This is a genomic window from Actinophytocola xanthii (assembly GCF_001921205.1).
Classification (GTDB): domain Bacteria; phylum Actinomycetota; class Actinomycetes; order Mycobacteriales; family Pseudonocardiaceae; genus Actinophytocola; species Actinophytocola xanthii.
In genome coordinates this window covers 25,555-38,909 of sequence record NZ_MSIE01000057.1, presented here as the reverse complement: position 1 = coordinate 38,909, position 13,355 = coordinate 25,555, and the positions used below count along the sequence as shown (strand labels likewise).

Genomic DNA, 13,355 nt, shown 5'->3' with positions numbered 1-13,355 from the left:
CTCCACCTCAGGGGGTCGTGATGAGCACGCTGTCCGTCCAGCTCTACTCCGTCCGGGACGCCTACGCCGAGGACCCGACCGGGACGCTGGCCCGGCTGGCCGAGATCGGTTTCGCGCAGGTCGAGCCGTTCGGCCTGGTCGAGCGGGCCGAGGTCCTGGCAACCGCCCTGCCGGCCGCCGGGCTCGCCGCCCCGACCGCGCACGCGGCCCTGGTCGGGGCGGACCAGGAGGCCGTGTTCGCCGCTGCGAAGGCCTGCGGTGTCGGCCTGGTGATCGAGCCGTTCGTGCCCGGCGAGCGCTGGCAGGACGCGGCCGAGATCGCGGCGACCGCCGAGGCGCTCAACGGGGCGGCCGCCCTCGCCGCCGAGCACGGCCTCACCGTGGGCTACCACAACCACTGGTGGGAGCTGGAGTCCCGGATCGACGGGCGGAGCGCGCTCGAGGTGTTCGCCGACCGGCTCGCCCCCGAGGTGGTGCTGGAGGTCGACACGTACTGGGCCGCGGCGGGTGGCGCTGACGCGCCGGAGCTGCTGCGCCGGCTCGGCGGTCGGGTGCGGGCACTGCACGTCAAGGACGGCGACCTGGCCACCGACGCCAGCGGGCAGGTCCCCGCGGGGCAGGGCCGGGTCCCGGTGGACGCGGTCCTCGCCGCGGCGCCGGACGCGCTGCGGGTCGTGGAGTTCGACGCCTACGACGGGGACATCTTCGAGGGTCTCGCCGCGAGCCGCGCCTACGTGGCCGGACAGACGCGGTGAGCGGCGGCCCGGTCGGCGTCGGGGTGATCGGCGCTGGCGTCGTCAGCAACCACTACCTCGAGAACCTCACCCGCTTTCCGGACCTGAACGTGCGGATGGTCGCCGACCTCGTCGCCGAGGCCGCGTCGGCGCAGGCGGCGAAGTACGGCGTGCCACGCGCCGGAACCGTCGCCGAGCTGCTCGCCGATCCGGCGATCGAGCTGGTGGTGAACCTGACGGTGCCGGCAGCGCACGTGGAGGTCGGGATCGCGGCGCTGGAGGCCGGCAAGCACGTCTGGACGGAGAAGCCGCTCGCCCTGGACCGGGAGACCGCTCGCAAGCTGCTGGACCGGGCGCGGGAGAAGGGGCTGCGGGTGGCGGGCGCGCCGGACACCGTGCTGGGGGCGGGGCTGCAGACCGCGCGCCGCGCCGTCGAGACGGGTCGGATCGGCGAGCCGCGCACGGCGCTCGCCATGTTCCAGACGCCGGGGCCGGAGAGCTGGCACCCCGCACCGGAGTTCCTGTACGCACCCGGCGCCGGTCCGCTGCTGGACATGGGCCCCTACTACCTGACCGCGCTCGTCGGCCTGCTCGGCCCGGTCCGGCGGGTGACCGGGGCGGGTGGGCGGACGCGGGCGACCCGGGTCATCGGGTCGGGTCCACGCGCCGGGACCGAGTTCGCGGTCGCGGTCCCGACGACGGTCACCGCGCTGGTCGAGTTCGAGCACGGGGGTTCGGCCCAGCTCGTGCTCAGCTTCGACTCGGCGCTGCGCCGGGCGCTGCTGGAGGTGAACGGCACGGACGGTACCGCCGTGCTGCCCGACCCCAACTACTTCGGCGGCGCCACCCTGCTGCACCTGCCCGACCAGACCGAGCCGGCGGAGCTCGAACCGCGCGGGCACGGGGCCTCCCGCGGCACCGGCACGCTGGAGCTAGCCCGGGCGTTGCGGGCCGGCGTACCCGAGCGGGCTTCCGGCGAGCTCGCCTACCACGTGCTCGACACGCTGCTGGCCATCGAGGAGTCCATCGTCCGCGGCGACCCGGTACCGGTCACAAGCACGGTCGAGGTCCCGCCGCCGTTACCCGAGGACTGGGACCCCTACGCGAGCACGCTGAGCACCTAGCCCTCGACGGCGTCCAGCCTTCGGCCGCGGGCTAGCCTTCCGCGGCGAGCTGCCCGCAGGCGGCGGCGATCTCCTGGCCGCGGGTGTCGCGGACGGTGCACGCGACCCCGCCCGCGTTGACCCGGCGAACGAACTCCCGCTCGACCGGCTTGGGTGAGGCGTCCCACTGCGAGCCCGGCGTGGGGTTCAGCGGGATCACGTTCACGTGGACCAGCTGGTTCAGGTGCTCGCGCAGCCGCCGGGCCAGCAGGTCGGCGCGCCAGGGCTGATCGTTCACGTCGCGGATCAGCGCGTACTCGATCGACACCCGGCGGCCGGAGACGTCGGCGTAGTAGCGCGCCGCGGACAGGACCTCGTCGACCGACCAGCGGGTGTTCACCGGGACCAGCGTGTCCCTCAGCTCGTCGTCCGGGGTGTGCAGCGAGACCGCGAGGCGGACCTGCATCTTCTCGTCGGCGAGCTTGCCGATCGCCGGAGCCAGGCCGACCGTCGAGACCGTGACCGAGCGCTGGGAGATGCCCAGCCCGTTCGGCGCCGGCTCGGTGATCCGTCGGACGGCCTCGACCACCCGCTTGTAGTTGGCCAGCGGCTCGCCCATCCCCATGAACACGATGTTGGACAGCCGTCCGGGAGCGCCGAGGTCGCCGTCGCGCATGGCGGCGGCCGCCGTCCGGACCTGGTCGACGATCTCGGCGGTGGAGAGGTTGCGCTGCAGGCCGCCCTGGCCGGTGGCGCAGAAGGGGCAGGCCATGCCGCACCCCGCCTGGCTGGACACGCACAGCGTCACCCGGTCGGGGTACCGCATCAGGACGCTCTCGAGCAGCGTGCCGTCGTGGGCGCGCCAGAGGGTCTTGCGGGTGGCGCCGCCGTCGCAGGCGAGGTGCCGCACGACGGTGAGCAGCGGCGGCATCAGCGCCTCGGCCAGCCGGGTGCGGCTGGCGGCCGGGATGTCGGTCATCGCGGCGGGGTCGGCGGTCAGCCGGCCGAAGTAGTGGTGGGCGAGCTGGTTGGCGCGGAAGGGCTTCTCCCCCAGCTCGGTCACCGCGGCGCGTCGCTCCTCGGCGGACATGTCGGCGAGGTGGCGGGGCGGAAGGCCGCGGCGGGGGGCGTCGAAGACGAGTGGCAGTGCGGTCATGGCTCCTCCAGTGTCCCACGAGCTGCGACTGGGATCACCGTTGCATCGCGATAGCTTCCGATATATCGTGAACCTATCGCGATACCACGCGATACAACTCTAGGAGGACATCATGCGTCCATCATTCGGACATTCCGGCCCTCGAGAGCGCCGCCACCACCACCGCGGCCCCTTCCGCGGGGAGGCCGAGTTCGGCCACTTTCCCCCGCAGGAGGCCCGAGAGGCATTTCCCCCGCCGCCGCCGCGGCCACCGTTGGGCTGGCCCGGCTTCCCCGGCGAGCCCGGCGGTCGCGGACGCGGCCACCGACACGGCGGCCGAGGAGGTCGCCGCAGCCGCCGCGGCGACGTCCGCGCGGCGATCCTGGCCCTGCTGGCGGAGCGGTCGATGCACGGTTACGAGATGATCCAGGAGATCACCGAGCGCAGCGGCCAGTACTGGCGCCCGAGCCCCGGGTCGGTCTACCCGACCCTGCAACTGCTGGCCGACGAGGGCCTGGTCGTCATCTTCGAGGGCAGTGGGGGCAAGCGTCGCTACGAGCTGACCGATGAGGGTCGCGAGGCCGCGGCGAGGCACGAGGACAGCCCGCCCTGGGACCTGATCGCCCAGGACGTCGACCCCGACGACAACTCGCTGCGAGATGCCATCGGCCAGCTCATGGGCGCGACGGCGCAGGTCGCCAACGCCGCGACCCAGCGGCAGAAGAAGCGCGCGGTCGAGGTGCTCAACAACGCCCGCCGCGAGCTCTACTCGATCCTCGGCGAAACAGAGCCCGACCCGGACGAGGACTGAGCACGCCTGGCCACGACCGGGGACCGCGCTCCGCCTGGCGGCTCCGGTGCCCCTGCCCAACCGGTCCTGCCCCAGCGCCGCGGCCAGACTGTTCCGTGTCCCTGTCCGACGGTCGGTGCCGCCACCCGACTCGGTCCCCATCAGCGGTTCAGTCGCGGCCCCGAGTTGTCCACAGTTCTCGCCGCCCCCTCTGATCACCCCCTTTCCTCGATAGACTGGCCATGAGGGGTGCCCCCGGAGCGGGTGGGGGTTGCCCATCACGGGGTTCTTGATCAAGAGGGGGTTTGGTCGGGAAAGGGGGCCGGGTGGGCGGGTCTCAGGGGCGGATCAGGCCGGCCGGCTTTGGGCGGTGCAGCACTCGGTAGCCAACGGGCAGTGTCAGCCCCGCCACCTCCGCGATCGCCCTCGCGGCCACGGGCGCGGAGAACTCGATCCGCAGGACGGCCGCCAGGTCCGCCCGGCTGGCGAAGCGCCACTCGGTGCGTACCGAGCGGATTCGGAAGCCGCTCCGGGCGAAGAACTCGTCGACCTCCGCCGCGTCGTAGCCCGGTAGGTCCGCGAGCATCCACGGGCCGTACGGCGGCTCCCGCACGTCCAGGTCGACGATCACCAGGTGGCCGCCCGGCCGCAGCACGCGGTCCGCCTCGGCCAGCCCCGGCTCGCAACCTGGGCCGAAGAAGTACGCCGTACGCGCGTGGACCACGTCGACACTCGCGTCCGGGAGGGGGATGCGCTGCGCCGAGCCGGTGAGCACCTCGACGGACCCCAGCTCGGCGACCCGGGCACGAGCGCGACGGACCAGCGGCGGGTGCGGTTCGACACCGACCACCCGCCGCGCGGTCCGCGCGAACCGGGGCAGGTGGAACCCGTCACCGCAGCCCACGTCCACGACGTCGCGGCCGGTCCAGTCCACCAGCTCGCCGAGCACCCGCCAGATCTCGCCGTGCACGTCCTGGGCGCGGTTCTCGACCTCGTACACCTCGGGCCAATGCCAGATGTTCGGGCTGGGCAGGGTGTCGGCCCCGCACCGAACCGCGGCGATGCGCTCCCGCGCCCTGGACACCATCCCCATCCACCAAGCAAATCAGGATCAGCCGGGCACGAACAGGCGCAACAGCAAATAGGACACCACCGCCGACGGCAGCAGCGAGTCGAGCCGGTCCATCAGCCCGCCGTGCCCGGGCAGCAGCTGCCCCATGTCCTTGATCTTGAGGTCGCGCTTGACCAACGACTCGACGAGGTCCCCGACCGTCGCCGTGCACACCAGGGCGGCGCCGAACAGCGCGCCCTGCCACCACTGGCCTTCCAGCAGCAGCGTCACCGAGAGCGTGCCGGCGATGATGCCGGCCGTCATCGACCCGGCGAAGCCCTCCCAGGACTTCTTGGGACTGATGACCTTGGCCATCGGGTGCCGGCCGAACAGCACGCCGGCCACGAAACCCCCGGTGTCCGAGCACACCACCAGGATGAGGAAGCACAGCACCCGCGCCACGCCGTCCTCGGGCACAACGAGCATCGCCGCGAACGAGGCCAGCAGCGGCACGTACGCCGCGGCGAACACCGAGGCGGACAGGTCGCGCACGTACCCGTCGACGCCGCCGCGGAAGCGCCACACCATGCAGGCGAGGACGGTCAGCACGAACCCGGCGAGCAGGCCGTCCCGGCCGAACGGCCAGGACAGCCACACCATCGCCTGTCCGCCGACCAATACCGGCCACATCGTGATCCGGATGTCCGCTGCCCGCCGCAGCGCACCGGTCAGCTCCACCGTGCCGACCGCGACGGCCACCGCCACCACGCCGACGAAGATCTGCCGAACGGTCAGCAGGGACACCAGTACCGCGGCGCCCAGCACCAGACCGACCGCGATCGAGACCGGCACGTTGCGCCCGGCCCGTGCGGCGACCGCGGCACCACCGGCGCTGATCGGCGGTGACTCCGCGGTGGGATCGGGTTCTCCGGCGGCCGAACCCGCCACGTCACTGGTCATGTCGCGTGTCACAGCTCGGGGGTATCAGACTTCGAGCAGCTCGGCTTCCTTGTGCTTCACCAGCTCGTCGACCTGCGCCACGTACTTGTCCGTGAGGTGCTGGAGTTCCTTCTCCGCGCGCGCCACGTCGTCCTCGCCGGCCTCGCCGTCCTTGGCGATGCGGTGCAGCTCCTCGTTGGCCTTGCGCCGGACGTTGCGGATGGAGATCTTGGCGTCCTCGCCCTTGCCCTTGGCGACCTTCACCATCTCGCGGCGGCGTTCCTCGGACAGCTGGGGGATGACCACCCGGATGATGTTGCCGTCGTTGGACGGGTTCACCCCCAGGTCGGAGTCGCGGATCGCACGTTCGATGGCCCCGAGCTGGCTCACGTCGTACGGCTTGACGACCGCCATCCTCGCCTCGGGAATGCTCACCCCGGCGAGCTGGTTGAGCGGGGTCGGGGAACCGTAGTACTCGACGACGATGCGCGAGAACATCGCGGGGTTCGCGCGGCCGGTGCGCACCGTGCCGAGCTCCTCCTTGGCCACCGACACGGCCTTTTCCATCTTCTCCTCGGCATCGAGGAGTGTCTCGTCGATCAAAGCTGCTCCTGTTGTTGTGTCCCCGGCGCTGTCAGGGAGTGCTGACGACGGTGCCGATCCTCTCACCACGCACCGCGCGCGCGATGTTCCCCTCCACAAGCAGGTTGAAGACGATGATCGGCATGTTGTTGTCCATGCAGAGGCTGAAGGCCGTGGCATCCGCGACCGCCAGACCGCGCTCCAGCACCTCCCGGTGGGTGATGTGCTTGAACATCTCGGCGTCCGGGGTGGTCTTGGGGTCGTCGGTGTAGACCCCGTCGACCGACTTTGCCATCAGCACAACCTCGCAGCCGATCTCCAGTGCGCGTTGGGCGGCCGCGGTGTCGGTGGAGAAGTAGGGCATGCCGACCCCGCCGGCGAAGATCACGACCCGGCCCTTCTCCAGGTGCCGTTCGGCACGGCGCGGGATGTAGGGCTCGGCCACCTGGCCCATCGTGATCGCGGTCTGCACCCGGGTGTCGATGCCGAGCTTCTCGAGGAAGTCCTGCAGCGCGAGGCAGTTCATCACGGTGCCGAGCATCGCCATGTAGTCGGCGCGGTCGCGGTCCATGCCGCGCTGGGACAGCTCCGCGCCGCGGAAGAAGTTGCCGCCGCCGATGACCACCGAGACCTGGGTGCCCTCGCGGACGACCTCGGCGATCTGGCGTGCCACGGTCTGGACGACGTCGGGGTCGACGCCGACCTCGCCGCCGCCGAACATCTCACCGCCCAGCTTGAGCAGCACCCTGCGAAACCCGTGCCCGCGGCTGTCGATCACGACGTTCTCCCTCGTGTGCGCCTGGCTGGTGGGACTGGCAACAGGACTGTGCCCCGCCCTCGGCAAACGCGAGGGCGGGGCACCGCCTGGGTTGGTCGTTCCGGGATCAGGACTGGCCGATCTCGAAGCGGGCGAACCGGGTGACCGTCACGCCGGCGCCGTCGAGCAGGGCCTTCACGGTCTTCTTGGAGTCCTGCACGGAGGCCTGCTCGAGCAGCACGGCGTCCTTGTAGAAGCCGTTGACGCGACCCTCGACGATCTTGGGCAGCGCCGCCTCCGGCTTGCCCTCCTCGCGGGCGGTCTCCTCGGCGATCCGCCGCTCGGTCGCGACGACGTCCTCGGGGATCTCGTCGCGGGTGACGTAGCGCGGCTTCATCGCGGCGATCTGCATGGCGGCGCCGCGGGCGGCCTCGGCGTCGTCACCGGTGTACTCGACCAGCACGCCGACGGTCGGCGGCAGGTCGGGGTCGCGGCGGTGCAGGTAGGTCGCGACCGGGCCGTCGAAGACGACGACGCGCCGCAGCTCGAGCTTCTCCCCGATCTTGGCGGAGAGCTCCTGCACGGCGTCCGCGACGGACTTGCCGTCCAGCTCCGCCTTGGCCAGCGCGTCGGCGTCGGCCGGCTTGGCCGTCTTGGCGACGTCGATGATGCGCTTGGCCAGGCCCTGGAAGTCGGCGTTCTTGGCGACGAAGTCGGTCTCGCAGTTCAGCTCGATCATGACGCCGGCGTCCGCGGCGACCAGGCCGTTGGCCGTGGTGCGCTCGGCGCGCTTGCCGACGTCCTTGGCGCCCTTGATGCGCAGGATCTCGACGGCCTTGTCGAAGTCGCCGTCGGCCTCGTCCAGGGCCTTCTTACAGGCCATCATGCCGGCGCCGGTGAGCTCACGGATCCGCTTGACGTCGGCCGTGGTGTAGTTCGCCATCGTGGCTCTATCCATTCTTCCTTCGGAACGTGCGGCGGGTCAGGACTCGCTCGGGGCGTCGGCCGGCTTGGCGGCCTCGGCGGCGGGCGCGGCGGCGGGCGCGTTCTGGCCCACCAGCAGCTCCTGCTCCCACTCGGGCAGCGGCTCGTCGGTGGCGACACCCGGGGCGGGCTTGTCCTCGCCGTCCGGCACGCCGTTGCGGACGCCGGCGCGGGCCATCAGTCCGGCGGCCGCGGCCTCGGCGACGACCTTGGTCAGCAGGGCGGCGGAACGGATCGCGTCGTCGTTGCCCGGAATCGGGTAGTCGACCTCGTCCGGGTCGCAGTTGGTGTCGAGGATCGCGACGACCGGGATGTTGAGCTTGCGCGCCTCACCGACGGCGATGTGCTCCTTCTTGGTGTCCACGATCCAGACGGCGGAGGGGACCTTGGCCATGTCCCGGATGCCGCCGAGGGTGCGCTCGAGCTTGTCCTTCTCGCGGGTGAGCATCAGGATCTCCTTCTTGGTGAGACCCTGGAAGCCGCCGGTCTGCTCCATCGACTCGAGCTCCTTGAGCCGCTGGAGGCGCTTGTGGACGGTGGAGAAGTTGGTGAGCATGCCGCCGAGCCAGCGCTGGTTGACGAACGGCATGCCGACGCGGAGCGCCTCGTTGGCGATGGCCTCCTGCGCCTGCTTCTTGGTGCCGACGAAGAGGATGGAGCCGCCGTGCGCGACGGTCTCCTTGATGAACTCGTAGGCGCGTCCGATGTAGGAGAGCGTCTGCTCGAGGTCGATGATGTAGATGCCGTTGCGCTCGGTGAGGATGTAGCGCTTCATCTTCGGGTTCCAGCGGCGGGTCTGGTGCCCGAAGTGCACGCCCGAGTCGAGCAGCTGCTTCATGGTGACGACGGCCATGGCCTGTTTCGCACCTTCTTCTGCCAGGCGCGCCCGGCGGAGCCGCGGCGCGCGATGTCGGTTGTCGCGACTCCCACGGTTGGGGAGCCGCCCTGGTGCCGGTGCCGGCAGCCGGACCCGCAACGGTTCAAGCCGCTGAGGGACCGCCGGATGCCGTTAGCCGTGAGCCTTCGCCGTAGCTGATGCACTGGCACGCGAAGTCGACCCGTGTTCCCACGGACCGCGATGGGAAGTGTACGCGCCCGTGGTGAGCGCGCTTGACAGACCCACTTCCAGTTGTCCACAACCGGCCCGGTTGTCCACAGATTCCCTGGCGACCCGCCCGCCGCCCCGTCTGGCCGGCAGGCTGGAAGTCATGAACAACAAACCCGCCCCCGTGGCCGTAGCCCTGCTCACGACGCCTTTCCTGCTCGCCGCAGCTGCCGTTCCCGCCCCCCAACCCGAGCCCGGCGTGTCCATCTGCCCCCTCCCCACTGCCCCACCCGCCGATGCCGCACCCGACACCCGCATGCCCTTCGCCACGAACGTCGCACCCGTCAACGGCAAGCCGCCTGACGCCACCGCTGCCCCCTCGCCGCCGACCGCGGCCACTGCCTTCGAACGGGACGGCCCGTGGCCACCTGCCTCGGCACTCGCCGCCGGTCGCCAGGAGGCCCACTGCGCCGTCTCCGTCCTGGCAACCATCACCCGCCCGTGGACCCCGGCGGGAACGCCTCCACCGGCGTTGTCCGCATACCAACCGCCCTCCCACGCGCCCCCGGTTCCACCGACCGACCCGCACGCTGACGCCGGAGCGTCCGCGTCCCGGTTCGTGTGGCCGCTGCCGCCGCCGCATCCGGTCCTGAGGCCGTTCCAGGCACCGTCCTCCCCCTACGGTCCCGGCCACCGCGGCGTGGACCTCGGCGGCCCCATCGGCGCACCGGTGATGGCGGCCGCGGCGGGCGTCGTGGTGTTCGCCGGTGAGGTCGCGGGGCGTGGCGTCGTGTCGGTCGACCACGTGAACGGGTTGCGCACGACCTACCAACCGGTCGACACCGTGGTCACCCGCGGCCAGCGGCTCCCGGCCGGCGCGCTCCTCGGCCACCTGCTGCCCGGACATCTGGGGTGTTCCGGTGCCCCGGCCTGCCTGCACTGGGGCGTGCGACGCGGCGCGGAGTACCTCGACCCCCTCGCGTTGCTGTCCCGCGCCGGTGTCCGACTACTGCCCTGGAAGGAGGACCACTGACCGACGCTCAGACCTCGGTCTTCTCCAGCAGCTTGGCCCGCAGCCGCAGGACCGCCCTCGTGTGCAGCTGGCACACCCGCGACTCGGTGACGCCGAGCACCCGGCCGATCTCGGCCAGGGTGAGGTTCTCGAAGTAGTAGAGCGTCACCACGATCCGGTCACGCTCGGTGAGGTGCCTGATGGCCTCCGCCAGCTGCCGGCGGTTGTCCTGGTCGACCAGCAGCGCGACGGGGTCGAGCGCCTCCTGGTCCTCGAGGATGTCGGCGAGCGAGGTGGCGCCGCGGCCCGCGGAGGCCAGCTCGTCGAGCGCGACCACGCTGGTGAGCTGAAGCTGGGCGTAGACCTCGCGCAGCTCGGCCATGGTGAGCCCGAGCTCCTCGGCCAGCTCGGCGTCGGTCGGGGTGCGGCGCAGGTGGGCGCCGAGCCGCTCAAGCGCCCGCTCGACCTCGCGCGCCCGCCCGCGGACCGAGCGGGGCACCCAGTCCTGGGCACGCAGGTCGTCGAGGATGGCGCCGCGGATGCGCTGCATGGCGTAGGTCTCGAACTTGAGCCCGCGCTCCGGCTCGAACTTCTCGATGGCGTCGACGAGGCCGAAGATGCCGGACTGGATCAGGTCAGCGACCTCGACATGGGCCGGCAGCCCTGTACCGACGCGCCCGGCGACGTACTTGACCAGCGGGGCGTAGTGCAGGACGAGACGGTCGCGCAGCCGCTGCTCGCGCCGCCGGCCGAAGGCCCGCCACAGGGCGACGATGCCGGCCTCGACGTCGTCGAACGTGCGCTGGTCGCCCGGCAGCACCCCGGCCGTCTCCCCGAACCCGAACGAGGGGGCATGACCGTTGGTCAACACCCGGGGCGAGCCCGTGGGCGTCAGTCCCGGTGTCCCCAGGTCATCCCCCTGGTGGTTGGGAGCGGGGGTGGGCTCGGTCATGAATTGCCTTCAGCCGTTCGACGGTCACATGCGTGTATAGCTGGGTGGTCGCGAGCGTAGCGTGACCAAGAAGCTCCTGGACGCTACGAAGATCGGCACCCCCCTCGAGTAGATGAGTCGCCGCAGAGTGACGAAGACCATGTGGCCCCATGACGGGAGCACCCGGAACCGCACCCAGCGCTTCGTGCACGATACGTCGAACGCTGCTCGGTTGGAACCTGGCGCCGCGCGCTCCCAGGAAGAGAGCAGGTGGTGAGGTGGGTCGTGCGAGTGCCGGACGGCCGTGCGCCAGCCACTCCCGCAGCGCCAGCTCGGCCGGCTGCCCGAAGGGGACGGTCCGCTCCTTGGCCCCCTTCCCGAGCACGACGACCACCCGCCGACCGAGATCGACATCGTCGACGTCCAGCCCGCTCAGCTCCGAGACCCTTACTCCGGTGGCGTACAGCAGTTCGAGCAACGCGTGATCACGTAGAGCCACAGCGTCCCGTTCGGCCGCACCCGAGCCGGACGCTCGCATGAGGTCGGCGGCCTGGTCCTGCCGCAGCACCGACGGCAACACCCGCCGCGGCCTCGGCGCGGCCAACCGGATCCCGGGGTCGACCGGAAGGTGCCCTCGCCGGTGTGCCCAGCCTGTGAACGTCCGCGCCGCCGCAGACCGCCGCGCCAACGTGGTGCGCCCCGTCCCCGCGGACCGCAACGCGGCCAGCCAGGCCCGCAACACGGTGAGATCGAGCCCGCCTACCCCGCGCCCGCCGCTGCGATCCGTCGGCTGTCCGTCCTCACCCCCTTCCTGGCCTACGACCGCCAGTCCATGCAGGAACCCGAGCAGCGACACGACGTCCCCGATGTAGGCGCGCACGGTGTGCTCCGACAGGCCACGCTCCAGCGCGAGGTGCCGCTCGTAGTCGGCCACGACCTGCTGGACCGGCTCCGGCAGCTCCGCACGGACCCGGTGCAGGTCCACCCGCCTGCCGCCAGTCCGCCCGCTCGCCACGTCGGTGACGCTCCGGCATGCCGAGCACCGCGTCAAGCACCGCCACGCGTGCTCCGGGCCGTCATGCGTGTGGTGTCTGGCGCCATCCCTCCTCACATCGTTCGACAAGACCGGTGAGCTCCATCTCCGCCAGCAGGGCGCGGACCCGCCCGATCGGCACGCCGGACTCGACGGCGACCCGCGCCGGCGTACGCGCGGTCCGGCGGCGCAACGCCTCGTGGACCCGCATCGCCTCGCCCCCGAGCCCGTCGGTGCGGCGCACCGGCCCCGTCGGCGGCTCGATCAGGTGCTCCCCCACCGGCCCGACCGCCTCGAGAACCTCTGCGACGGATCCGACCAGCTGCGCGCTACCGGTTCGGAGCAGGTCGTGACACCCCGCGGAAGCAGCCGAGGTGATCGGCCCCGGCACCGCGAGCACGGCCTTTCCCAGAGCAGCCGCGGTGGTGGCGGTGTTCCGCGCACCGCTGCGAATCCCCGCCTCCACGACCACGGTGCCGCTGGACAGAGCGGCGATCAGGCGGTTCCGCACGAGGAACCGATGCCGGGCGGGCGGCGTGCCGGGCGGGTACTCGCTCAGCACGAGCCCTCGCTCGACGATCCAGTTCAGCAGCCGCGCATGCCCCGCCGGGTAGTTCACGTCGACCCCGCACCCCAGCACGGCGACCGTGACCCCGCCGGCCGCGAGCGCTCCCCGATGGGCGCAGCCGTCGATGCCGTAGGCCGCCCCCGAGACAACGGTCATTCCCGCCGAGGCCAACCCGTGCGCGATCTCCCCCGCCACGAACTCCCCGTACCCCGTCGCCGCGCGAGCGCCGACCACGGACACGGCCCGTTCGAAGGCGTCGACGAGCCGCGCGGATCCCAGCGCCCAGAGCCCGAGCGGCGTCCCCGCCCACCGCTGCCCTCGATCGCTGGCGGCGCCGAGGCTCAGCAGCGGCCACGCGGGCCACTCCTCGTCCTCCGGGACGACGAGCCGCGCCCCCACGTGCGCGGCGTCGGCCAGATCGCTCTCGGCGAGCTCGAGGTGCCGCCGAGCCGACGTCTCCGAGAGCACACCGGGCGGAGCGCTCGACGTCCGCACCGCTGCGGCCGCCTCCACCGGCCCGATCGCGTCGACAAGGGCCAGCAGGGCAGGGGCTGGTGGCTCGGCGACCCGCATCAGGTAGGCGCGGGCGAGCCGCACCGCATCCCGCTGCGACCGCGACCTCGACCGACTGACGGTTCCCGCGGCGTCACGACTCTCGCCGCTCGTGTCCCCAGGAGACTCTGCATCGGCC

General features: G+C 71.9%; 14 protein-coding genes. 4 read left to right on the top strand and 10 right to left on the bottom strand.

Features of this window, described 5'->3' with window-relative positions; all coding sequences use genetic code 11:
* Nucleotides 1-20 precede the first annotated feature (20 nt).
* Together BU204_RS27825 and BU204_RS27820 are read left to right on the top strand one after the other, a co-directional pair.
* Complete coding sequence (locus BU204_RS27825; RefSeq protein ID WP_075128722.1) at nucleotides 21-755, top strand: sugar phosphate isomerase/epimerase family protein; 735 nt, start codon at nucleotides 21-23, stop codon at nucleotides 753-755.
* Nucleotides 752-1,858 (top strand): Gfo/Idh/MocA family protein, encoded by a 1,107-nt coding sequence (locus tag BU204_RS27820; RefSeq protein ID WP_075128721.1) that lies wholly within the window; start codon nucleotides 752-754, stop codon nucleotides 1,856-1,858. Before BU204_RS27825 ends, BU204_RS27820 begins: the two co-directional genes overlap by 4 nt.
* A 31-nt stretch (nucleotides 1,859-1,889) precedes the next feature.
* Here the strand turns inward: BU204_RS27820 and rlmN are convergent, their stop codons facing one another.
* Nucleotides 1,890-2,993, bottom strand: coding sequence for a 23S rRNA (adenine(2503)-C(2))-methyltransferase RlmN (rlmN, locus tag BU204_RS27815; protein WP_075128720.1), 1,104 nt, complete (start codon nucleotides 2,991-2,993; stop codon nucleotides 1,890-1,892).
* 112 nt (nucleotides 2,994-3,105) lie between these two features.
* Here rlmN and BU204_RS27810 point away from each other — a divergent pair, with 112 nt between their 5' ends.
* The gene (locus tag BU204_RS27810) at nucleotides 3,106-3,783 is read left to right on the top strand and encodes a PadR family transcriptional regulator (protein WP_075128719.1); all 678 of its coding nucleotides are present in this window, start codon (nucleotides 3,106-3,108) and stop codon (nucleotides 3,781-3,783) included.
* Nucleotides 3,784-4,099: 316 nt separating this feature from the next.
* On the opposite strand, the gene BU204_RS27805 is transcribed toward BU204_RS27810, so the two are convergent.
* The 6 genes from BU204_RS27805 to rpsB all read right to left on the bottom strand — a co-directional run bounded on the left by BU204_RS27805 (nucleotide 4,100) and on the right by rpsB (nucleotide 8,928).
* Nucleotides 4,100-4,855, bottom strand: a complete 756-nt coding sequence (locus tag BU204_RS27805) for a class I SAM-dependent methyltransferase (RefSeq protein ID WP_075128718.1) — start codon at nucleotides 4,853-4,855, stop codon at nucleotides 4,100-4,102.
* An 18-nt stretch (nucleotides 4,856-4,873) separates the two neighbouring features.
* Nucleotides 4,874-5,773: a phosphatidate cytidylyltransferase gene (locus BU204_RS27800; protein WP_083661706.1), complete on the bottom strand. Its 900-nt coding sequence runs from the start codon at nucleotides 5,771-5,773 to the stop codon at nucleotides 4,874-4,876.
* Between the two features lie 24 nt (nucleotides 5,774-5,797).
* Nucleotides 5,798-6,355: a ribosome recycling factor gene (gene frr / locus BU204_RS27795; RefSeq protein WP_075128717.1), complete on the bottom strand. Its 558-nt coding sequence runs from the start codon at nucleotides 6,353-6,355 to the stop codon at nucleotides 5,798-5,800.
* Nucleotides 6,356-6,386: 31 nt separating this feature from the next.
* Nucleotides 6,387-7,112, bottom strand: coding sequence for a UMP kinase (gene pyrH, locus BU204_RS27790; RefSeq protein WP_075128716.1), 726 nt, complete (start codon nucleotides 7,110-7,112; stop codon nucleotides 6,387-6,389).
* A gap of 106 nt (nucleotides 7,113-7,218) precedes the next feature.
* On the bottom strand, nucleotides 7,219-8,034 hold the full coding sequence (gene tsf / locus BU204_RS27785) for a translation elongation factor Ts (RefSeq protein ID WP_075128715.1): 816 nt from the start codon (nucleotides 8,032-8,034) through the stop codon (nucleotides 7,219-7,221).
* Between the two features lie 39 nt (nucleotides 8,035-8,073).
* Entirely contained in the window at nucleotides 8,074-8,928 is an 855-nt protein-coding gene (gene rpsB / locus BU204_RS27780; protein WP_075128714.1) for a 30S ribosomal protein S2, read from the bottom strand.
* Nucleotides 8,929-9,283: 355 nt separating this feature from the next.
* On the opposite strand from rpsB, the gene BU204_RS27775 reads away from it, so the two are divergent.
* Complete coding sequence (locus BU204_RS27775; protein WP_233160679.1) at nucleotides 9,284-10,153, top strand: peptidoglycan DD-metalloendopeptidase family protein; 870 nt, start codon at nucleotides 9,284-9,286, stop codon at nucleotides 10,151-10,153.
* Nucleotides 10,154-10,160: 7 nt separating this feature from the next.
* On the opposite strand, the gene BU204_RS27770 is transcribed toward BU204_RS27775, so the two are convergent.
* The 3 genes from BU204_RS27770 to dprA all read right to left on the bottom strand — a co-directional run bounded on the left by BU204_RS27770 (nucleotide 10,161) and on the right by dprA (nucleotide 13,237).
* A complete protein-coding gene (locus BU204_RS27770) occupies nucleotides 10,161-11,084 on the bottom strand; it encodes a FliA/WhiG family RNA polymerase sigma factor (protein ID WP_083661697.1) in 924 nt (307 codons plus the stop codon).
* Nucleotides 11,044-12,078 (bottom strand): tyrosine recombinase XerC, encoded by a 1,035-nt coding sequence (locus BU204_RS27765; RefSeq protein ID WP_233160677.1) that lies wholly within the window; start codon nucleotides 12,076-12,078, stop codon nucleotides 11,044-11,046. The genes BU204_RS27770 and BU204_RS27765 overlap by 41 nt, the downstream gene beginning before the upstream one ends.
* A gap of 61 nt (nucleotides 12,079-12,139) precedes the next feature.
* On the bottom strand, nucleotides 12,140-13,237 hold the full coding sequence (dprA, locus tag BU204_RS27760; protein WP_075128757.1) for a DNA-processing protein DprA: 1,098 nt from the start codon (nucleotides 13,235-13,237) through the stop codon (nucleotides 12,140-12,142).
* Between the last annotated feature and the right edge of the window lie 118 nt (nucleotides 13,238-13,355).

Bases quoted from the DNA above. Each gene is read 5' to 3' on its own strand.
- BU204_RS27825 (WP_075128722.1), top strand. From the start codon at position 21: ATGAGCACGCTGTCCGTCCAGCTCTACTCCGTCCGGGACGCCTACGCC.
- rlmN (WP_075128720.1), bottom strand. From the start codon at position 2,993: ATGACCGCACTGCCACTCGTCTTCGACGCCCCCCGCCGCGGCCTTCCG.
- BU204_RS27810 (WP_075128719.1), top strand. From the start codon at position 3,106: ATGCGTCCATCATTCGGACATTCCGGCCCTCGAGAGCGCCGCCACCAC.
- BU204_RS27805 (WP_075128718.1), bottom strand. From the start codon at position 4,855: ATGGGGATGGTGTCCAGGGCGCGGGAGCGCATCGCCGCGGTTCGGTGC.
- BU204_RS27800 (WP_083661706.1), bottom strand. From the start codon at position 5,773: ATGACCAGTGACGTGGCGGGTTCGGCCGCCGGAGAACCCGATCCCACC.
- tsf (WP_075128715.1), bottom strand. From the start codon at position 8,034: ATGGCGAACTACACCACGGCCGACGTCAAGCGGATCCGTGAGCTCACC.
- rpsB (WP_075128714.1), bottom strand. From the start codon at position 8,928: ATGGCCGTCGTCACCATGAAGCAGCTGCTCGACTCGGGCGTGCACTTC.
- BU204_RS27775 (WP_233160679.1), top strand. From the start codon at position 9,284: ATGAACAACAAACCCGCCCCCGTGGCCGTAGCCCTGCTCACGACGCCT.
- BU204_RS27770 (WP_083661697.1), bottom strand. From the start codon at position 11,084: ATGACCGAGCCCACCCCCGCTCCCAACCACCAGGGGGATGACCTGGGG.
- dprA (WP_075128757.1), bottom strand. From the start codon at position 13,237: ATGCGGGTCGCCGAGCCACCAGCCCCTGCCCTGCTGGCCCTTGTCGAC.